Raw genomic sequence first — 19,383 nt, 5'->3', positions numbered from 1 at the left:
CTCAGAAAACTAGGCGGCATCCGCAGCAGCACCCACCCTTACCGTTCCTTTGAACGGAAAGCTTGACGCGAGAGCCGGACGTGTGTTCGTTCGCCGCAGAAGGCAGAGTCCGCCGGAATTACCAGTTAGAAGTCATATCGAGAAGCCGAAGCGTCGCACGAGAACGAGTAGAAGCTTTCCACAATACGGAAAGTCGGAGACCGAAACGGCCACGCTCCGTGCTAGCGTCGGCGCGTGGAGCCCACGTCCTCGGCCAACGGCCGACTCCAGTCCGTCTCGCGCGCGCTGTCCGTCCTCGCCTGCTTCCGCGACGGCGACGACCTCGGTGTCTCCGCGATCGCCCGTCGGCTCGACCTGCCGGTGAGCACTACTCATCGCCTGCTCTCCGCACTCGTCGAGGCCGGCTTCCTGGACAAGGTGGACTCACCCAGCCGATACCGGTTGGGGACCACGCTGGCCGAATACGGTCAGCTCGCCTATCGGCAGCACCGCATCCACCTCGCCGAACCGCACCTCGAAGAGCTGGCGACGATCACGGGCGCAAAAGCTTCCGTCGCGACCCGGCACGGCAATGATGCCGTGCTGCTGGGAACCAGTAGTTGGCGCGAAGCGGATGGACACGAACTGCAGGGCCTCCGACTTCCGCTGCATGCGAGCGCACTCGGTAAGGCGCTCCTCGCCTGGACGCAGGCCGGCGAGGAGCAGCTGACCCGGCTGCCGTACGACAGCGGCACCGCACGTTCGATTTCCGGGCCGGTGGAACTCGGAAAGGAGCTCGCCCGCACCCGGGAACGTGGATACGCGTTCAACGACGAAGAACTCGTGCACGGATTCCGGACCATCGGCGTACCCATCGGTGCCGGGGCGGGACAGGTCCGGTTCGCCCTCGGGCTGCGCGGGCCGGTCGAGCTGATGATCGACGAACGGGTTCCTTTCTTCGTCGATCTCGCGAAGGTCACCGCCCGCAATATCGCGGGTGTCCTGGTCTGAGCGTCCGATCCGCCGACGCTTCCTCGCCGCGCCGGCCACCGGTATCCGGGCCCGCCGCAGCCGGTGATCAGCCGTGATCGTTCGAGAGTCGCGAGAGCTGAATTAGGATCGAGGTGGTGAGCACTTCGTCGCCAGATACCACGGTCCGCCCGGATTCGCGCACGGTACACAGACCCCTGCGGGCGCTCGCGATCGCCGCGACGCTCGTCTCCGTCCTGCTGGTCCTCTTCGGTGTCCCGTGGTGGACACTGGTGATGTCCGGAACCCGGTGGCCGACACCCGTGGTCGCCGTGGGAACAGCGGCCTTCGCGATCACTCTCCTGGCTCTACCCGTGACACTGGTGCTGAGCCATGGCCGGCGTCAGCTCGACTGGGCGGGCCGGCTCGGTGACTCCATCCTGGGAATCATCTGGGTGCTCTTCGCGTGGTCGGCGATCGGCACGGTCGCGCGGTTCGCGCTCGGCTTCCTGGGCGTGGACGACCCTGTTCGCTCACGTTCGGCCGCCACCGCGGTCGTTCTCGTGACTGCGGTTCTCCTGATCTGGGGCAATCGGGAGGCCATGCGCATTCCGCGGATCAAGTATGTGGACGTCACCCTGCCCCGCCTCGGCCCGGGTCTGGACGGTACCCGGGTCGTCGCCGTCACCGATACACATTTCGGTCCGATCGACCGGACGAAGTGGTCGCTCGGAGTCGCGGCTGCCGTGAACGAGCTACGACCCGATATCGTCGCCCATATCGGTGATATCGCCGACGGATCCGTGGCGCAACGACGTGTGCAGGCGGCCCCGCTCGCCACCATGGACGCCGGGCTCGCCAGGGTCTATGTCACGGGCAATCACGAGTACCTCGGCGAGGCGCAGGGCTGGCTCGACTATATGGATTCGATCGGCTGGCGAACGCTGCACAACGATCACATCGTCGTCGAGCGCGGCGGCGACCGCCTCGTCGTCGCGGGTGTCGACGACGCGACGGCGAAGTCGGCGAAGCTCAGTGGTCACGGCGCGAACTTCGAAGACGCGCTGGCGGGAGTCGATCCCGAGCTTCCGGTGCTCATGCTCGCGCATCAGCCCAAACAGGTCGTCGAGTCCGTGGCTGCCGGTGTCGACCTCCAGCTCGCCGGCCACACCCACGGTGGTCAGATCTGGCCGTTCAACTTCCTGGTCCGCCTCGACCAACCCACCGTGCACGGGTTGAGCCGCCACGGCGAACGCACCCAGCTGTACACCAGCAGGGGTTCCGGGTTCTGGGGTCCGCCGTTCCGCATCTTCGCGCCCAGCGAAATCACCGTGATAACGCTGCGTTCCGCTCGACAGCGGTGAACATCCCGGAGCCGGATCCGGATCCGGCGCACGAGACTGTGGTCAGGGCAGATGGGCCCGCCGCTCCGCCTCGGGCCGTTCTCGGTCAGAGCGCCCCGCCGGCATCGATCACCTGTGTGGTGCCGGTGATGTATTTGCCGCTGTCGGATACGAGGTGCAGCACGGTGTCGGTGATATCGCCGGGCTCCAGCGCCGCGACCGGCAGCCGATTGAGCGTGCGTGCGGCCTCTTCGAAATCCGCACGTGTCGGGTCTTCCAGGTCGGGCCGGAACAGTCGATAGGTAGCGTCGTTCAGAATCATATCGGTGGCCACCGTGGTCGGATGAACGGTGTTGACCCGGATACTGTGCGGCGCGAGTTCCTTGGCCATCACCTTCATCAACGAGACCAGTCCGGCCTTGGCCGCCGAGTAGTGGGCGGTGTTCTCGTTGGCGTAGATCGCGGCCAGTGAACTCGTGATGACCACCGAGCCGCCGCGCCCGCCGGAAATGATGTGCGGGACCGATGCCTTGAGCGATTTCCACACCCCGGTCAGGTTGATATCGATCATGTCCTGCCAGGTTTCGTCGCTCATCTCCAACGTCGGGGCCGGGCTGGAGATGCCGGCGTTGGCCAGCACTATGTCCAGGCGCTCGAACTTCGCGAGGCCTTCGCCCACCGCGTCGGCCAGCGCGGCGGAGTCGCGCACATCGGCCTCACGGGCAACGATCCGGCGGCCGGTCGCTTCGACGAGCCGGGCCGTTTCGGCGAGATCGTCGGCTGTGGCGAGCGGGTAGGGAACGGTGTCGACCTTCGCGGTGGTGTCCACCGCGATGATGTCCGCGCCCTCCTCGGCGAGACGTACTGCATGACTGCGTCCTTGGCCACGCGCTGCACCGGTGATGAAAGCGACCTTGCCGTCCAGTCTGCTCATGGCGATCTCCGTGTTCATTCCGACCTCGATGTCACCCCAAGGTTATGGCACGGTGTGCCAAAAGTCGAGAGCTGAGTCCCGCGTGCGATCATGGGGCGTGCACAGTCCAGTCGAGCGTGACCGAGGTGGCCGTCCCGCGCTGACCAGTGCCCACGAACTGGCCGAACTCGCCCAGGACCTGTTCCTGGAGAACGGGTTCGAGCAGACTTCGGTCGATGACATCGCGGCAGCGGCGGGTATCAGCCGTCGCACGTTCTTCCGGTACTTCTCCACCAAGGCCGACGTGCTCTGGGTCGAATCCCCGGCCGAACTGGCGCGCTTGCGGGAGTCGCTCGCGGCGGCATCGGCGGGCGAGGCCTTCGACCAGGTCCTCATCCGCGCGACCCCGGAGGCATTGCGTCATCCACCGGAACACCGACAATGGGCGCTGCATCGGGCGCAGTTGATCCTGAATGTGCCGCTGGTACAAGAGAAAGCCGCCGCGCGTCATCACGAGTGGCGGCACGCTGTCACGGAGTTCGTCGCCGCCCGGCGCGGTACCGGGCCGGACGATCTGGTCGCCGTGGCCGTCGGCCATGCGGTCCTCGCCGCGACGCTGGCCGCGCACGAGTACTGGCTGGCGCATCCGGACGAGGAATTGTGCGCCATCATGACCCGCCTGCTGCGCCTGATGATTCCCCGGGCGGAGTGACCGCGAGCTGTCGGCCGGGTCTGCCCGGCCGAGATCCAGGGACGAAGTCGGTCGCGGGCGCCCTGGTTCCGACTATGTGGTTCCTGCCCGATCCGGGCCCGATGCCGCTGCGACCCCGACCCGGCCCGACGCCACTGTCACCGCGGGCTGGAACGACGTCACCGCGCGGTGTCCGCAGAAGAGGTTGGTTGCCCGGCTTGCCTCTCGCGGCGCGACGAATCATTCTCGTGTGCGAGATCGATCGTGTGATCGCGCGAGTCGGTGACGGGCGAGTCGTTCGCGTCGCCGGTGGCCAACGACTGTCGAGGGAGACAGATATGTCGCGGGACGAGCAGCCAGTTGACGACGCAACAACCGAGGCGTTGGCCGACGCGGTGCTGGCGATCGGGCGATCGCTGCGGGTACTGGCCCTGACCAGCGCCGACGCTTCGTTGCCTTTGTCCTTGGCCGGTGTCCTTGCTGCTCTCGCGACCCGCGGAGAATGCCGGCAGAGCGAGCTCGCCGCCGATCTTCATCTCACTCCCTCCTCCATGAGCCGTCAGATTTCGGAATTGGTAGCGAGCGGGTACGTGCTTCGTACGACGGATCCGGCCGATAAGCGCGCCTTGCTGATCCGGGTGTCGTCCCGTGGTACCGAGATCTTGCGCCGGACCACCGAACGGCGCTCCGAACGACTACGCGCGATGTGCGCGGATTGGTCCCAGCAGGACGCTCTGACGGCGGTAGCCTCCCTGCGGCATCTCAATGAGACATTCGTTGCGTCGATTCGGGAAGCGGCGCCGCGTTATTCGAGCCGTGCGTCCGGGGAACCGCCGAGCCCACCCGAGGCGGGGCGCTGACCGGAGACTCGTCCCCGAGCAGCGACGATCAGTGTGCGATGGGTGCGGAAGAGTCGGAAGCGCTCGAATTCGCCCGGCTCACGGGGAAAACCAGCAGTGGATTCGGATCGTCCGGTGCCGAATCCACTGCTGAACCCTCGCCCGATCAGCGCTGTCGGAACCGACGCTGCGGGGTACCCGGCAGGGGAGGTACAGCTACAGTCTTGTTCCGCCGGTAGTCTCCGGTCGGCACTGAACACCGCGCGTACCCGGACAACGAGCGGCGGTGTGCTGCCGCTCGCGGTCCGGGTACAGCTGCACCGGCGGCGATTCAATATTTCCGAGGATCCGTTGTTCGTGGGCAAAGTCGAACGATTCGCCTCATGATTGCATCGAACTCTCGGCGCGGGGCACCGGGAGCTGCCGCTGTGCTGCCGCGAGTACCTCGGTCTGCGAGGGCAGCATCCTCGCGCTGACCGGCGGCGAAACCCAATACCACCCGATCGGATGGTCGGTCATCGGCAGCCATAGTCGCTGCCCGCTCTCCAGAAGTCGAACGCCCGTTCCCTGAAGTTTCCCAGGGGCCGTCCGACGCCCCTTGTCGCCGGTCGGTGGGCCGACCAGAAAGATCCATTCGGGGTGGGCCCGCCGGTAGCTGATGATGGGTAGCGTGGTGATCGGGTCGTCCTGCTGGACGATGTGCCGCACTTGTTTGCCCATACCGGCCGGCATTGCCACCGCCCCGAGCGACCTGGACGCGATCAACGCCAGCCGCTGGTACGAGTACGACACCTCGAACCCCATTCTGCGATAAAGGTGGGCGATCTCGTGCGGACTGTGACGCCTTTCGAACATTACGGTTCCCTCCGATCGGTGGCTGTTTCGCCCCGGGGTCGGGCTCCGGTTCGTTTCGGTTCCGGAAGACCTGCGGACGGTGCGATATCCGCGAGTCCAGGTCCGGCTTTCCTGCCGGTCGCGGCACCTTGCCGGGCACGGTGACCGCTAACGCTCGTGCACGGTGACAGCCTGTTGGGCAACATTTCTCGAAGCATCCTCTGGCGTCGTGATGTCATCGCGATACGATTCGCGAGCAAGGTAGATGGCGATGAATGAGATCGAGCTCACGACCACTATGTAGAGCGAAAGCGGCCAGCTGGATCCGGACCAGGCGAAAAGTGCTGCCGCGACGAACGGTACCGGGCCGCTCCAGATCATGGAGCCGACTTGGTAGCCGATTGCCGACCCGCTGAAGCGGAGTCGGGTTTCGAAGAGCTCGGAGATGAAACTCGCCATCGGCGCATATGCGGTCGAATGGACAATCGAAACCGCGATGATCATGGAAAGGGTGGCTGCGAAGAAATTCCCGGTATCGAGCAACCAGAAGATCGGGAAAGCGGCGATCGCGGCCAGCACACATCCGGCGAGTAACACCGGCCGACGTCCGTGGCGGTCGGCCAGGATCGCCGCTACCGGCAGAGCGACGATCTGCAGCAACGCCGCGATCATGATCGCGACCAGCATCGTGCCTCTCGTCAGGCCGTCCTGACCGGCACCGTAGCTCAGTGCGAAAACGGTCGCCATGTAGAACACCACGCTGTTGACCGCCATGGCCATGATCGCGGTCAGGGTCGGAATCTTCGCGGTACGCAGCACCTCGGCTGCCGGAAACCTCGACTCCTGCCGCTGTTCGCGCACCGCTCGGAAGACCGGGGACTCGGTGACCCGCAACCTGATGTACAGGCCGACGAGCAGCAATATCGCGCTGGACAAGAAGGGGATTCGCCATCCCCAGCTGAGCATCGCATCCTCGGGAAGCAATTGCACGAAGTAGAACGCGGTGGTTGCCAGGACGAGCCCCGCCGGAACTCCGCACAGTGGCCAGCTGCCGTAGAACGCCCGCTTGCCCGGCGGGGAGTGTTCCACAGCCATCAGAACCGCACCGCTCCATTCGCCGCCGATGGCCATGCCCTGGAGCATCCGGGTGCCGACCAGCAGGATCGGTGCCCATATCCCGATCTGTGCGTAGGTCGGTAGCACTCCTACCACTGCTGTTCCGCCGCCCATCAGCACGAGGCTGAACACCAGCATGGTTTTGCGCCCGAGGCGGTCACCGAAGTGCCCGAATACCGCGCCGCCCAGCGGCCGAACCACGAAGGCTACGCCGAACGCTGCGAAAGAGGCGAGCGTTCCCGCGAGTGGGTCCAGATCCGGAAAGAACAACTTGTTGAAGACGAGCGCTGAGGCCGTCCCGAAAATGAACATGTCGAAGAATTCGATCAGCGTCCCGATGAAACTCGCGAAGGCGACTTTCGGGACCGACACGCTCTGAAGCGCATCACGAGTGGCCATGTCGGCGTACTCCTTGCCTGTCACTGTCACTACTACTTCGTTGTAGCTAGGCAAACAGTAAGTTATCGGTCGGACATGCACAAGGTCCAACTTTTACATGAGAGTTCAGGGAGTGTGCTGCCCGCGGTTCGGGTCGACGGCAGGTGACGAAAACGGCTCTGTACGTTCGGCGTTGCGAAATCCCCAGGTGGTTCCAGGGGTCGGTGGCGCGGTGGCGGCCAGTTCGGCGATGATCCGGCCTGTTATGCCGTCGTCCGTTGCTACCAGCGGGAATGGCGTTGCGGAGACTGCTGCTTCAGCTATCGCGGCGGTGTCGGCTTGTGGGCCGGGTCGCTGCCTCGCGGTCTGATCGTCGCGTGGTACCGGATGCCGGGCGGCCCTGCGCTCGGCTCGGTCCGAACAGCGCTAGTGCTGATACCTCTGGCATCCCTGGAAAAAGTCCTACAAATACTTTAATGTCTACTCATCTGTCGCGGCGTCGATGGTGAGCGGCTCACGGTCTCGGGCGACGCACGCCGGCTCCGCGGCGGAGGGATGACATGCCGATGCATCCGACAAACCTGTGCCGGCACCTTCCGGGGCGTACCGCCGGACTTCGGCGGTCGCGCCGCTGCCGCGACCGCGAAGACAAGGCATCGGATCCAGAACTACCCCTGATGGAGTCGAAACTATGAGGCATATCGATGACGTCTCTCACCGTGTGGCCACCTCGATCCGAGGTGTGGGCCGATGAAGCGAGACCTCGGATTCATCGGAGTCGGCACCATGGCGACCCCCATGGTGTGGCGATTCCTCGAGCACGGATGGACAGCCCACCTGGTCGATCCGGACCGGGCACGCACCGCGCAGTTCCGCGACCATCCTCGGATCGTGATCCACCAGGATGCCGCGGCGCTGATGGCGACAACGAGCTACATCCTGCTCAGCTTGCCGACCCCGAGCGCGCTGGCGGAGGTCACTGCCCGGCTCGCATCGGTGACCACCCGGTCTCCGGCGATCGTGATCAACACATCGACCACTGGGCCGGCCGCGACGCGGAAGGCGGCGGACCGGCTGGCCGCGGCCGGGACGGCTTTCGTCGATGCGCCCGTCAGCGGAGGCGAGGTGGGCGCGCGTGAGGGTTCGCTCACCGTCCTGGTCTCCGGAGCAGACGAATCCGTCCGGGCATGTGGACCCGTATTCGAGGTAATCGGCGGGCAGATCCTGCGAATAGGCGCCGAGGTGGGCCAGGCGCAGGCCGTGAAGTTGGCCAACAATGTGTTGTCCCTCGGCGCGCTCGCCGCCACCGCGGAGGCTGTTGCGCTGACCCGCCGGGCCGGCATTCCGATGGATATCGCGATCAGCGCGCTCGACGCCGGGTCCGGCCGCAACTCGGCCACTTCCGTGAAGTTCCCACGCCACGTGCTGAGCGGGAAGTTCGATTTCGGATTCCCCGCCGAAGGGGCACTCAAGGATGTATCACTGTTCACCGCGTTCGCGGCGGAACTGGATATCGCGACACCGCTGGCGCAGGCGGTGGTCGACTGCTGGCGTCGTGCTGTCGAATCCGGATACGGCCCGCAGGACTGCACACGAATCGTGACGATGTACGAGCGGATGGCCGGATCGGCCGGCGAGGACGAGCGGTGATACGAGCACGAGGCGCGAACACCGGCGAACAACTGTGGCACGCAAGCCGTGCCGCCGCGGAATCGGCTGATCACGGGACCCTGCTGCGCGCGGCGGGATGTCTCGCGGTCGGGCTCGCCGATATGGCCGGGTCCGCCCGTGAGGAGGTGCATCGTAGGAGCGCACGCGCGCTCGCCGCGGCACCCGGCGTATGCACTGTCGCCGGATCGGGCGACGGCGCCTATTTCACGGCCGCCGCCACCGCCAACGCTTATCTGATGCACGCCCGGCTCACCGACGATTCCTTCATGGTGGCCGCGCATCCCGGACTGATGGTGATCCCTGCGGCGCTGGCCGCCGCCGAACACGCCGTGCACACGGCTTCGATGGAAGTAGAGGGCGTCGACCTCCTCCGAGCGATGGTCGGCGGCTACGAATGCGCCTGCTTGCTCGCCGAAGGATTGCTACCGGCGGTATCCACCCGGGGGTGGCGGGTGACCTCCGTGATCGCGCCGTTGGCAGCCGCGGCCACGGTGGCGCTGGTCCTGCGGCTGTCCGACGAGGTCGCGCGCTCGGCCCTGGGGTTGGCGTCCGCCGGTACCGGTGGTCCGCTCAGCGTGGTGTCGACCGAGGGGGACGGCTGGCGGCTGCAGCCCGCGCTGGCCGTCCAGGCCGGCGTGACCGCCGCCCTGGCCGCCGCCGCCGGTCTGCGTTCGGCTGACGATGCCTTGACTGCCGAACACGGCTTCTATGCCCTGTTCGGTGGCTCGGCCGTGGCCCGCGATCGGGTGCAGCAGCCCGCGATTCACCGAGTGACGTTCAAGCGGTACCCGATCGCGATGTTCGGCCAATCGATCTTCGATGCCATCCGCATGCTGCCTCCGATCGTCGGTATCGTCGACCGGATCGTGGTCCGAGTGGCGCCGTTCGCCGCGGGTTACGGCGGCCGGCGGGGCGGTGCGACGACGTCCATAGCCAGCGTCGAGGGCATTACCCGCGCGGCCGTCGAGCGGTTCCTGCCCGCGCTGCGACTCGGATCCCGAACCGATCGGATTGCTGTCCAGGTGGTGAGCGATCCGGAGATGCCGGATCTGGCCACCCGCGTCGAACTCGCCCTGGTGGACGGGCGGTGCTTCTCGGCGACCGGCGACGGCGATACCAGCAGTTGGGGGGCCGATGATTTCGCCGAGCACTGCCGCACTCTGCTCGGTGCCGAGGGTGCGCTGCTGAGCGATGCCGCCGCGGCGCTGCTCGAACCGGCCGGGATGGACCGGTTGCTGGCGCGGTGGAAATCCATCCGATGAGACCCGGGTGGTGCGCCGTGGCGGCACCGTCTCATCGAGAGCCGGCGAACGGAAGGGCCGAATCGGGAACAACCACAGCGCCCCCGTCGACGACGACGGTCGCGCCCGTGGTGCTTCCCGACAACGGCGAGGACAGGTAGACCACCGTGGCCGCGATCTCGTTCGGTGCGACCGGGCGGCCGAGCGGCACCGTACCGTCGATATGCTTCCGGGCCGTCTCGGCGTCCACGCCGTTCTGCACGCGAGCTCGTTCTACCCGTCCCTCGTAACGGTCGGTAGCCGTGGTCCCCGGGACCACCGTATTGGCTCTGATCCGGCGGTCGGCCAGTGCGGCCGCATAGTGGCGGGTCAGTGCTTCCACTGCCGAGTTGATGGCGCTGACATGCGGCGACAGAGGCCAGTAGCGCATGGAGGCGATACCGGAAATGTTCACTATGCTGCCGCCGTCGTGGAGGTGCCCGAGTGCCGCCTGGATCACGGCTTCATAGCCGAGCAGCTTCAGTTCGAACAGTTCCTGCCAAGCCGTCCGGTCCGGATGGCCGTGGTCGATCGAGAAGCCGGAGGCATTGTTCACCACACCGTCGAGTGGGCCGAATCGGTCGACCGCGGCGGTGACGGCCTGTCGGCCGCCGTCGGCGTCGCGTAGGTCGACCTGTGCGAAATCCACTCGGGGGTGTTCGACGAGTTCAGCTCGTGCGCGGTCGATCGACTGTGTGGTGCGCGCCGCGACAAGAACCTCGGCGCCTTCTTCGAGCAGCAGTCGCGTGGTCGCGAGACCTATGCCTCGGCTACCACCGGTGACAAGGAAGACCTTGCCGCGCAATCCCAGATCCATAACTCCATGCTCCTGTCGTCACTGCACTGCCGGGCATCCGTCGAATGGACGAATATGTTGGACATTAGCAAACATGGGCAGCTATGCCTATGCTGAGTCTGCTTGTTCCTTGTGGAGGCAGTATCGGATTCCCCTTGACTGCAATGTGTTCGCATGGTTAATGTTGGACAAATCGGAGATCATGCGGCGAGTGGGCGGGTGCGCGGATGGCCGGCCCGGTGCCGTGCTCATCCTTCTCCGGTTCACGGGTAGTGATTCACGAACATGAGGAGCGCAGATGAACTCGGCGACCAAACCTTGGACCGGCGTTGTGCCCGAGGCGGACCTGGCCAGTTTCGGCAGGGAATTCGCCGAGGAGGACCGCCCTTTACGGGCGGGGACGCGGCCCGCGGTCCTCGTGATCGATATGACCAGAGCATTCGTCGATTCGACCTATTCGACCGGCTGGAGCTCGACGGGGTATCCGGCGGTCCATGCCACGGCGAAGTTGCTCGCCGCGGCCCGCGCGGCAGGTCTGCCGGTTTTCTACACCAAAGCGTATGCCGACCCGGATCACCGGCCGCATCCCGCCGAGCGTGGCCGGTGGAAGTTGAACGCAAACCCTGATCCGCTGCCCGCGGGAACGCCGCCGGGCGATGTCATCGTGGACGAGATCGCACCGCAGCCGGGTGAGATCGTCATCAACAAGGGCGGCAAGCCCAGTGGGTTCTTCGGAACTCCGCTCGCCTCCCAGCTCGTGTACGCGGGCTGTGATACGGCGATCGTCACCGGAATGACTACCAGCGGATGTGTTCGCGCCACGGTACTCGACGCATTTCAATACAATTTCCATGTGATCGTCCCCCACGAGTGTGCGGCCGACCGTAGCCAGATCTCTCATAAGGTCAATCTCTTCGATATGCATATGAAGTATGCCGATGTAGTGGGCGTCGACGATACGATCGAATACATCCGAAGCCTGTGAGGGCGGTGGCTCCTGGCGGGCGCGGAATTTCTCCGCGTCGCCGGAGGGCCGGGCGTATCCGATCCGGCCCGGCCCGGGCGGCGGAAGTCGGTAGCAGCGGGAGCTGCGGGTGCGTCGATATGTCCGCACGGCCCGTACGGCGTTGTGCTCAGGGGCCTTCGGCGCTCGGTGGGGCGGCGGGCTGTGCGGAGGGCGGCCCCTGGATTTCCTTGAAGCCGGCGATATGGACCCGCAGGTAACTCAGGTGTTCGACGATGGCCGCTTCCGCGGCGTCGGGATCTTTTGCGCTGATGGCGTCCACGATGGCCCGGTGCTGACGCACCGTCGCTCGTCCGACCTCGGGTGAGAGATCGAGGTAATGAACGGGTTCGGTCTCGTGATGGAGCGCGGCGACGAAGGACGCGAGTACCCGATTGCGGGAGGCCTGCGCGATCAGTGAGTGGAACTGCTCGTCGAGTTCGGGAATGTCGGGGTCCTCGACGGACCCGGACTTCTGCTGTTCGACCACTGCGTACAGTTCTTCTAGTTCCTTCGCTGTGCAATTGGCGGCCGCGAGTCGTACGGCTGGCACTTCGAGATACTGCCGGATCTCCGCGACCTCGGAGAACGTGATGCTGCCCAGTTCGAGCAGGTTGTGCAGCGACTCCGTGACTGCGGTGCCCAGCGAGTGATGGTCCACCGAGCTCACGAAATTCCCACCGCGTGCGCCGGGAACCTTGTGGATCAAACCCTGTGTCGTCAGGGATCGCAGAGCTTCGCGCAGGGTCGTTCTGCTGACGTTGAACTGCTTTGCCAGCGTGGTTTCGGGCGGCAGCATCTCGCCACTGTTCAGTTCGCCGGACAGGACCATCTGGCGAATGCGGTCCTCGACTTGCTCTCGTGGGCGGAGCACCTTCTGGCCGATTGTCCGCACAGGCTGTGCGGCCTGTGGATCAGACATACGGCTCCCGTTCCTTGGCATCATGCTGTCACAATACCGCGACTATTGTCCAACATTGATCCGGGTGATCGAACGTGAACTCGGTACCCGGCCTACTGGCGGAGATCGGACGGAAGATGGACTCGCCGTGCCCGACCGCCGATCGCCTGTCGCCGAACGGCGCGACTCCCGGTGGCGGTGCGTGGATGTATTGGCGTAGGCCGAACGGGTGTGGTCGAGTGCGCGGCGCGATCTGTCGCTGTCGGGCTCGGCGGCTTTGTGCGAATCCGTGGGTTGCCGCGTCTGCCATGCGCGGTGCCGAAGTGATCGTCCGCTGCGTGGGCGGGCGCGGCGGCGAGCGGGTGCCCGGCCACGATCTGTCGCACCTGGACTCGGCATCAATGTCCGATATTCGCATCATCGGTGTGACACGGATTTCCGTCCATGGTTGCGCGGCGGCTGCCGGATGGTCCGCCGGCCGGTCTCGTGCCGCGGAGGCTTCGTGCGATATCAAAGGTGGCGTATCGGTGCCTTGTTCGCTCTCTTCGCCTTGGGTACGCGGCCCAGCACCGGCGGTACGACCGGTGCGCTGCGGGCCAGGAAGTCCCATAGCCGATCGGCGATCGGTCCGTGCGGCCGGTCGCGTCGGCGAGCTGCCGAGAGTTCCTCGACTATGCCGGGAAAGTGCTGTCCGGCTATGGAGAGCAGGCTTCCGTCGCGTAGCTCGTTCTCGATCATGAATCGCGGCAGATGTCCCCAGGCCATACCGTGCAGGACCAGTTCCTTTTTCATCAAGTGATCCGGAACGGAACATCGGGGCGCGCCTTCGATCAGGAAATGGCCGTGCTCGGCCGGGTTCCGTGCCGAATCCCGGAGGACACACTGGGTGAAAGCCTGCATTCGCTGCGGTGTGATGTCGGGGGCAGGGGGGAAAGGGAGGAATCCGGGCGCCACAACGGGTACCAGCGCGACGCGGCCGAGGTCGATCCACTCCATCCGGACGTCACTTTTGGGAACACGGTGCACGATAAGGTCTGTCTCGTCGTCCAACAGCCGCTCCCAGGGGCCGGTCACCGCCTCGAACTGCAGGTGTAGCCGAGTCTGCGGACACTGCCCGAAGAAGCGGCCGAGCATCTCCAGCGCCGGCGGCAGCGGGCACAGGTCCCCGAGCGCCACGCGCAGTTCGGCCTCCTCGCCCATCGCCAGCTGTGCGGCGTAGGTCCGCAGTTCGTCGCTCTCCTGCAGAAGAGAACGCGCCCTGCGGTGGAACGCGCGCCCTGCCTCGGTGAGCTGCACCCGGTAACCCGAGCGGTCCAGCAGGTTCAGGCTCAACTCGCGTTCCAGCTTGGCGACCGCCGCGAAGACCGACGGATGCGAACGGTGCAGTTGTTCGGCGGCGGCCTGGAAACCGCCGGCGCTCACGACGGCGTCGAAGCACTGCAACTCGTGGAGCGTGAAACCGGACATTGTCGGAACAGTCTACAGAGCATGTTCTGTCTTTGTAATAGATATCGACCGATGAAGCTCGTAGGTTGAGGACATCGGCTGACAGACCATCGGAGCAGACATGGACTCACGGACCCACTCCGCCTTCACCACTGGTGATGGCATTCGCATCGCTTACCGCTTCGACGGTGATCGGGGCAAACCGGTGTTGTTGCTCTCCAACTCCATCGGTACCGATCTGCACATGTGGGACGGCCAGGTATCGGCTCTTACCGAGCACTTCCGGCTGCTGCGCTACGACGCGCGCGGCCACGGCGCCTCCGGCGTCCCGAGCGGCGCCTATTCCCTGGACCGGCTGGGGCGTGATGTGGTGGAGCTGCTGGATGCGCTGGACCTGCCGCGGGTGCACGTGTTGGGTTTGTCGCTGGGGGGAATGGTCGCGCAGTGGATGGGGATCCATGTGCCGGAGCGAGTCGACCGCCTGGTGCTCTCCAATACCGCCGCGTACCTCGGCCCGGCGCACCAGTGGGACCGGCCGATCGCCGAGCTGCTGGAAGCACTCGACATGCAAGCCACCACAGACACTTTCCTGCACAACTGGTTCCCGGCCCATATGTTGCAGGGCGGCAACGAAGATGTCGAGGGCTTCCGCCGCACACTTCTCGCATCGCAGCGCGCGGGCGTGGCCGGGAGCTGGGCTGCGGTGCGCGACTTCGACCTGCGCCGGACGGCTGCGCTCATCGGCAATCCGACGCTGGTGATCGCGGGCGAGCACGATACCGTCACGTCTGCCGAGCACGGGAAGGAACTCGCCGCGATCGTGCCCGGCGCGCGGTTCACCCTCCTGCCCACGGTGCATATGGCGAATGTCGAACGACCGGCTGAGTTCCTGGACGCAGTGCTGACCTTTCTCACCGAACAGTCCTGACAGCTGCCGCACTTCTCGATCTGGGTCCGTGTTCGCCCACGGTGGACTGACGATCGGGGTGGAGTGTGGCGGTGGGCGATCGCGGCCGCGGGCACACTTGTGATCGCGCCGACGGCGAGATTCACCCGATTCTCGGCCGATCCCGATCGATGCGGGAGACGTCGCCGAAGCTCTCGCTCTACATCGTCAAGGGCTCGTCGTCGCTCGCGCGGCCACCGATCCCCGGGCCGTCGCCCTGGCGCAGGAGGGACTTGCCGGCGCCTATTCCTCGGCCGGGCCACCCTTCGATGACCGCCCGCTCGCTCGGGACGGCCGCGCGGGCCCGCGAATCGGTAGGCGTACCGCTGCCGGAAGCCGAGCGCGTCGATGTCGACGGCATCACCGCGCGGATCGTGGACGTTCCGGGAGAGGAGGGTTTCGCCGCTCAGTTCGCCGTGGACGCCGAAGAGCCCGCCTGCTACTTCCTCGACGCGCCTCGGCACTCGCCGGACTCGGTGTTCACGCAGCGTTACGGCTCAACGGCCGCGGTGGGATCTGTGCGGCTGCTGCCCGACTCGGCGCGGTATGCGCCCGGCATCCCGGTGAACCAGTTCTATCTTTTCTTCGGGGACCAGCTTGATGATATCTCCCCGGGAAGAAATCATCAGTTTCCGGAAAACTGCGGCCATATGTGCGTCGACCGTCCTGGAAGAATTACCCCGGCGATCGGCGATTGCGCTGTTCGTCCATCCTGCCGCTGCGAGAATGGCTACCTGTTCTTCGGTCGCCGACAGTTCGTGCCAGTGCGACGGAACGGTCTTCCTGGCAGGATGGTCCAACGGCATTCTGTCGATATGCAATTCGCCCAGGGCGAGGCGCTGCACTTCGTGATGATCGGGACGCAGTAGTCGCCCCTGTTTCTCGGCAAAGGAAAATTCGTCCCTGTCGAGTATCTGTTCGATAATTTCGACGGCTCGCTGTGTTTCGTGACCGAAATGACCGTTATCTATATCTATGTCGAGTTCGTCCCGCATCCTCGCCGCGCCGCCGGCGAGCCGCGCCGCCTCGATCGCGAGAGCTTTGATCGTTGCCTCGTCCGCACTTCCGGATTCACGCATTTCAGTGATTGTTTCGGCCAGCGACCATTGCACAATATGCACCGACATGGTCGCGCCCCATTGATCTCGAAGGGGTAATTGCCGGGACAGGACCGAGCGGGCGATTTTCAACGACTCGGTGGGATCGCCGTGTTTCGTCAGCGCGATCGACCAGGCCATTTCGGCCCAGGACTTCGCCCATTGGGATCCGGATGCGGTCGCGTGATCGAGATGGCGTCGAGTGATCTCCAAGGCCACTGACGCGGATCCGAAAAAGCTCGCCGCCATGGCCTCGTCCAGCTCGCTCCTGGCCGCACCGGCGCGATCGCCGAGCTCACGGTACTTCTCGCGGGCGCGCGCCAAAACCTGGATCGCCCTCGGGTCCCGGTGCCCGGTCATCAGCTCGACCCCCCATACTGATTCCAGAGCTGCCGGCAGCCCGGTGTCGATTTCCGGGGAACGGCGCCAACCCTCTGTTTTCGAAGCGCCGCCCAGGCAATCGGCTGCGCATTGCTCCAGCATCCGCTCCGCATCTTCCCGCAAACCCTGGCTCAGTAGAATCCATATGATCAAAGCCGTCGCTTCCAGTTGGAGGCCGGTTATCTGCCCGGTCTGTGCCCGCGACGCCCGCAAGGCGCGTTCGGTCCATTTGCGCATTTCCCTGATCGACCCTTTGAAAACAGGTGCGCGTACCGATATAAGATCCTTACAGATCTGCAGGCCGACCTCGGGTTCGTGGGAGGAGATACTCGTCTCGATCGCGATGAGGATGTTGTCCCAGGCAGCATGTCCCCAACCCAGAAGCTCCGCTGATCCGGACCGGAACCAGATACTCTGTGTGCCGGCAACTCTGTCCCGATAATACTGACGGTGACGTCTGGCGAAACGGGCAGGCTCATCTCCTGGGCGGTTTTCCAGCTCCTCTTCAGCGAATAAGCGAATACTTTCCAATAGTGAATAACGCACGGTCGTAGGCGCGATGTGCAATGTCACCAACGACTGGTCGACGAGACGCTCGAGCAGACCCTCGATCTCCTCGGCAGTCAGAATGGCCGCCGGCTCGCCGTGCCACGTCCGCGCCGCACTCGGATCGTCGGCGCAGATCTCCTGTATGGCCTCCACATCGACGCCGACATCCAACGTAGGGCAACTGTCGTCTTCGGCGTTGGTGTCGTAGCCTGCGGCGAAGACCGACATTCGAGCCAGAAGTATCCGCTCCTTCTCCTGGCAAAGGTCGTACGACCAGGCTATGACGTCACGGACCCGCCGGTGTCGCGGCTCTGCGCCCGCACGGGGCACATGCGGCCATCGCATGCGTCTGTCGGCGGTTTCACCGCTCAACTCCTGCAAGACGACCTCCAACGGCCGGTGCAGCAAACGCGCGGCAGCCAGACGGATATACAGGGGGTGGTAGTGGACGCGATGGCAGATCCGGTTGGCTACCGCGCGCTGATCACTGTCGGCTATAGGACGATCGGCCAATTCTGCGCGTTCCCGGAACAACGCCAGAGCTTGTTTCCGGGTCAGCGGCGGAACTACGATCACGTGCTCGTCCACCCAGCCGATCGCTTCACGACTGGTTGCCAGAATGGTCAACCCGGTCGTTTCGTCGAGCAACTCGGCGATCAGGTGGCCGGTCGCCTCCAGTACATGCTCACAGTTGTCCAGGACCAATACGGTGCGCCCCGCGATATCGGGCTCAGCCAACTTGGCGACGAGCGCTGCCCGTGCGGATTTACCCGAGTAGCCGGCACCGACGACCGAGGCGGCGATTTCCTCGGCTACCGAGGACTTCTCGGACCCTTTGGACAGACGGGCCAGTCGCGCCCAGTACACCCGATCGTGTCCGGCCCGGCCGAATCGGCGGAGGGCCTCGGTCGCGAGTCGTGTCTTTCCGATCCCGCCGGAACCGACCAGAGTGATCAAACGCGCCGGACTCTGTAGCAAAGTGCTGATCTTGTCCAGCTCGGGTCCACGACCAACGAAATTTTCCGTTGCCGGCCTCGGTTCCGCAGCGTGCTCTCGGCGTATCGCCGACATGGTCGCAAGTCTAGCCAGCCTCCCCGTTCCGGGCGGGTGGTCCGGAGCATGATCGTGATCTGCGATCGGCCGCTCGAATCGGGCTGGGAATGCCGTCCGTCCACCAGCCGGTGAGAGCGGCGACTGTCCGCCGGGCGCGCGGGCATCCGAGGATATTCCGGCAACCGCCGGCATCTGCTACGGATGCTGTCCCCCTACCTATCGGTGAATGGTGGTTCTCAGCCCAGCTACCGAGTACAAGCACAGACAATCCGCGTCTGGTGCTCGAAATCGATACGCATCGGCGCTGAGGCCGGCTCGAGCTCCGCACAGCCCGGGCTCGGCAACCAGACGTGCAGTCACTATTCAGGGAGGTACCGATGACCGGCAACCTGGACACCACCCAGGAATGGAAGCCACAGCTGTATTCGGATTACGCGCGCCTTCGGAAGCTCGCCGACGAGCTGAGGGCAGCCGCGTCCAGCCATGACCTCACTCCCGGCGAATTACATTCGATGCTCGATCGCATCGATGTGATTCGCGCCGAGTGGGATCACGCCCCGGTTGCCGCACGCAGAGCGTGGGCGTTGCTCGAGGCACCGCACCGAGTCCCGATGGAGGTGCGCCGTGAAATGCGCGATCGCCGCAGTGCGTGAATCTTGCCCAGGTAACCGGCCGACGGTCGACGCCGATCGGGATGAGACAGTCGGAGCCGTCTGGTCCCACGGGGATTCGCGTCACCGGGTATTCGTGGAACCGGGATGTCCCATCGACAGCGGTCCTCGTCCGCCCGATTACTCGCCGAAGTCCGGCGTCGGCCCGATGCCGGAAGAAGTGAACTCGCTGTGAGCAGCGGGCGATATACGGTCGGGCGCCGGAGCAATCGATACATTCGTCCGGAAGCCGTTGCGCAGCCGCTCACGATGCGCGACTTGCAGGTGGTCAGTCGCGCATTCGGGTTCCGGGATGTCGAAGAGTTGGTCGAGAGTCTGATCGGCCTCGGTGGACTCGGAGGCCGGATATCGACGAGGAACGAGGCCTCTCGGGATTCGCCGACTGGACCGGCGCCGGTTTCGGTGCCGCGCTCGACTGATCCGGTCGGCGCGGACTCGACCGCCTCGGCATTCGGCCGGAACGGCCCGACCTTCGGTGCTCAGGTCGTCGATCGGGTGGTTCGCAGGTATGCATGAGGACGGAGAGC

16 protein-coding genes are annotated in these 19,383 nt (G+C 65.1%); 9 read left to right on the top strand and 7 right to left on the bottom strand.

What is annotated here, in order from left to right; genetic code table 11:
- Positions 1-234 precede the first annotated feature (234 nt).
- Together ACWEWT_RS08080 and ACWEWT_RS08075 are read left to right on the top strand one after the other, a co-directional pair.
- Positions 235-990 carry an IclR family transcriptional regulator gene (locus tag ACWEWT_RS08080; protein WP_452557398.1) on the top strand — a complete coding sequence of 252 codons (756 nt, stop codon included), beginning with the start codon at positions 235-237 and terminating at the stop codon, positions 988-990.
- Positions 991-1,106: 116 nt separating this feature from the next.
- The gene (locus ACWEWT_RS08075) at positions 1,107-2,312 is read left to right on the top strand and encodes a metallophosphoesterase (protein ID WP_452557396.1); all 1,206 of its coding nucleotides are present in this window, start codon (positions 1,107-1,109) and stop codon (positions 2,310-2,312) included.
- A gap of 85 nt (positions 2,313-2,397) precedes the next feature.
- On the opposite strand, the gene ACWEWT_RS08070 is transcribed toward ACWEWT_RS08075, so the two are convergent.
- Positions 2,398-3,225 carry a mycofactocin-coupled SDR family oxidoreductase gene (locus ACWEWT_RS08070; RefSeq protein WP_452557394.1) on the bottom strand — a complete coding sequence of 276 codons (828 nt, stop codon included), beginning with the start codon at positions 3,223-3,225 and terminating at the stop codon, positions 2,398-2,400.
- Between the two features lie 97 nt (positions 3,226-3,322).
- Between ACWEWT_RS08070 and ACWEWT_RS08065 the strand changes: the two genes are divergently transcribed.
- A complete protein-coding gene (locus ACWEWT_RS08065) occupies positions 3,323-3,916 on the top strand; it encodes an acyl-CoA-like ligand-binding transcription factor (protein ID WP_452557392.1) in 594 nt (197 codons plus the stop codon).
- A gap of 317 nt (positions 3,917-4,233) precedes the next feature.
- Positions 4,234-4,755 carry a MarR family winged helix-turn-helix transcriptional regulator gene (locus ACWEWT_RS08060; protein ID WP_452557390.1) on the top strand — a complete coding sequence of 174 codons (522 nt, stop codon included), beginning with the start codon at positions 4,234-4,236 and terminating at the stop codon, positions 4,753-4,755.
- 360 nt (positions 4,756-5,115) lie between these two features.
- Here ACWEWT_RS08060 and ACWEWT_RS08055 read toward each other — a convergent pair whose 3' ends face one another.
- Together ACWEWT_RS08055 and ACWEWT_RS08050 are read right to left on the bottom strand one after the other, a co-directional pair.
- A complete protein-coding gene (locus ACWEWT_RS08055) occupies positions 5,116-5,589 on the bottom strand; it encodes a hypothetical protein (protein ID WP_452557388.1) in 474 nt (157 codons plus the stop codon).
- A gap of 147 nt (positions 5,590-5,736) precedes the next feature.
- Complete coding sequence (locus ACWEWT_RS08050) at positions 5,737-7,164, bottom strand: MFS transporter (RefSeq protein ID WP_452557708.1); 1,428 nt, start codon at positions 7,162-7,164, stop codon at positions 5,737-5,739.
- Positions 7,165-7,812: 648 nt separating this feature from the next.
- On the opposite strand from ACWEWT_RS08050, the gene ACWEWT_RS08045 reads away from it, so the two are divergent.
- Both ACWEWT_RS08045 and ACWEWT_RS08040 read left to right on the top strand, forming a co-directional pair.
- Complete coding sequence (locus ACWEWT_RS08045; RefSeq protein WP_452557386.1) at positions 7,813-8,712, top strand: NAD(P)-dependent oxidoreductase; 900 nt, start codon at positions 7,813-7,815, stop codon at positions 8,710-8,712.
- Positions 8,709-9,995: an MmgE/PrpD family protein gene (locus ACWEWT_RS08040; protein WP_452557384.1), complete on the top strand. Its 1,287-nt coding sequence runs from the start codon at positions 8,709-8,711 to the stop codon at positions 9,993-9,995. Before ACWEWT_RS08045 ends, ACWEWT_RS08040 begins: the two co-directional genes overlap by 4 nt.
- A gap of 31 nt (positions 9,996-10,026) precedes the next feature.
- Here ACWEWT_RS08040 and ACWEWT_RS08035 read toward each other — a convergent pair whose 3' ends face one another.
- A complete protein-coding gene (locus tag ACWEWT_RS08035) occupies positions 10,027-10,830 on the bottom strand; it encodes an SDR family NAD(P)-dependent oxidoreductase (protein ID WP_452557382.1) in 804 nt (267 codons plus the stop codon).
- A 277-nt stretch (positions 10,831-11,107) separates the two neighbouring features.
- Here ACWEWT_RS08035 and ACWEWT_RS08030 point away from each other — a divergent pair, with 277 nt between their 5' ends.
- Positions 11,108-11,794: an isochorismatase family protein gene (locus tag ACWEWT_RS08030; protein WP_452557380.1), complete on the top strand. Its 687-nt coding sequence runs from the start codon at positions 11,108-11,110 to the stop codon at positions 11,792-11,794.
- A gap of 148 nt (positions 11,795-11,942) precedes the next feature.
- Here ACWEWT_RS08030 and ACWEWT_RS08025 read toward each other — a convergent pair whose 3' ends face one another.
- Both ACWEWT_RS08025 and ACWEWT_RS08020 read right to left on the bottom strand, forming a co-directional pair.
- Positions 11,943-12,734, bottom strand: coding sequence for a FadR/GntR family transcriptional regulator (locus tag ACWEWT_RS08025; RefSeq protein WP_452557378.1), 792 nt, complete (start codon positions 12,732-12,734; stop codon positions 11,943-11,945).
- A gap of 489 nt (positions 12,735-13,223) precedes the next feature.
- Positions 13,224-14,180 carry a LysR family transcriptional regulator gene (locus ACWEWT_RS08020; protein ID WP_452557376.1) on the bottom strand — a complete coding sequence of 319 codons (957 nt, stop codon included), beginning with the start codon at positions 14,178-14,180 and terminating at the stop codon, positions 13,224-13,226.
- A 100-nt stretch (positions 14,181-14,280) separates the two neighbouring features.
- Here ACWEWT_RS08020 and pcaD point away from each other — a divergent pair, with 100 nt between their 5' ends.
- A complete protein-coding gene (gene pcaD, locus ACWEWT_RS08015; RefSeq protein WP_452557374.1) occupies positions 14,281-15,087 on the top strand; it encodes a 3-oxoadipate enol-lactonase in 807 nt (268 codons plus the stop codon).
- Between the two features lie 515 nt (positions 15,088-15,602).
- On the opposite strand, the gene ACWEWT_RS08010 is transcribed toward pcaD, so the two are convergent.
- Positions 15,603-18,203, bottom strand: a complete 2,601-nt coding sequence (locus ACWEWT_RS08010; RefSeq protein WP_452557372.1) for an AAA family ATPase — start codon at positions 18,201-18,203, stop codon at positions 15,603-15,605.
- Positions 18,204-18,562: 359 nt separating this feature from the next.
- On the opposite strand from ACWEWT_RS08010, the gene ACWEWT_RS08005 reads away from it, so the two are divergent.
- On the top strand, positions 18,563-18,838 hold the full coding sequence (locus ACWEWT_RS08005; protein ID WP_452557370.1) for a hypothetical protein: 276 nt from the start codon (positions 18,563-18,565) through the stop codon (positions 18,836-18,838).
- Positions 18,839-19,383 lie beyond the last annotated feature (545 nt).

The sequence above is a fragment of the Nocardia sp. NPDC003963 genome, from assembly GCF_053605105.1.
This window is presented reverse-complemented; position numbering and strand designations above follow the sequence as displayed.

Excerpts from the sequence above, each read along its gene's own strand:
- ACWEWT_RS08045 (WP_452557386.1), top strand. The coding sequence starts at position 7,813 with ATGAAGCGAGACCTCGGATTCATCGGAGTCGGCACCATGGCGACCCCC.
- ACWEWT_RS08005 (WP_452557370.1), top strand. The coding sequence starts at position 18,563 with ATGACCGGCAACCTGGACACCACCCAGGAATGGAAGCCACAGCTGTAT.
- ACWEWT_RS08020 (WP_452557376.1), bottom strand. The coding sequence starts at position 14,180 with ATGTCCGGTTTCACGCTCCACGAGTTGCAGTGCTTCGACGCCGTCGTG.
- ACWEWT_RS08055 (WP_452557388.1), bottom strand. The coding sequence starts at position 5,589 with ATGTTCGAAAGGCGTCACAGTCCGCACGAGATCGCCCACCTTTATCGC.
- ACWEWT_RS08070 (WP_452557394.1), bottom strand. The coding sequence starts at position 3,225 with ATGAGCAGACTGGACGGCAAGGTCGCTTTCATCACCGGTGCAGCGCGT.
- pcaD (WP_452557374.1), top strand. The coding sequence starts at position 14,281 with ATGGACTCACGGACCCACTCCGCCTTCACCACTGGTGATGGCATTCGC.
- ACWEWT_RS08025 (WP_452557378.1), bottom strand. The coding sequence starts at position 12,734 with ATGTCTGATCCACAGGCCGCACAGCCTGTGCGGACAATCGGCCAGAAG.
- ACWEWT_RS08060 (WP_452557390.1), top strand. The coding sequence starts at position 4,234 with ATGTCGCGGGACGAGCAGCCAGTTGACGACGCAACAACCGAGGCGTTG.
- ACWEWT_RS08010 (WP_452557372.1), bottom strand. The coding sequence starts at position 18,203 with ATGTCGGCGATACGCCGAGAGCACGCTGCGGAACCGAGGCCGGCAACG.
- ACWEWT_RS08035 (WP_452557382.1), bottom strand. The coding sequence starts at position 10,830 with ATGGATCTGGGATTGCGCGGCAAGGTCTTCCTTGTCACCGGTGGTAGC.
- ACWEWT_RS08030 (WP_452557380.1), top strand. The coding sequence starts at position 11,108 with ATGAACTCGGCGACCAAACCTTGGACCGGCGTTGTGCCCGAGGCGGAC.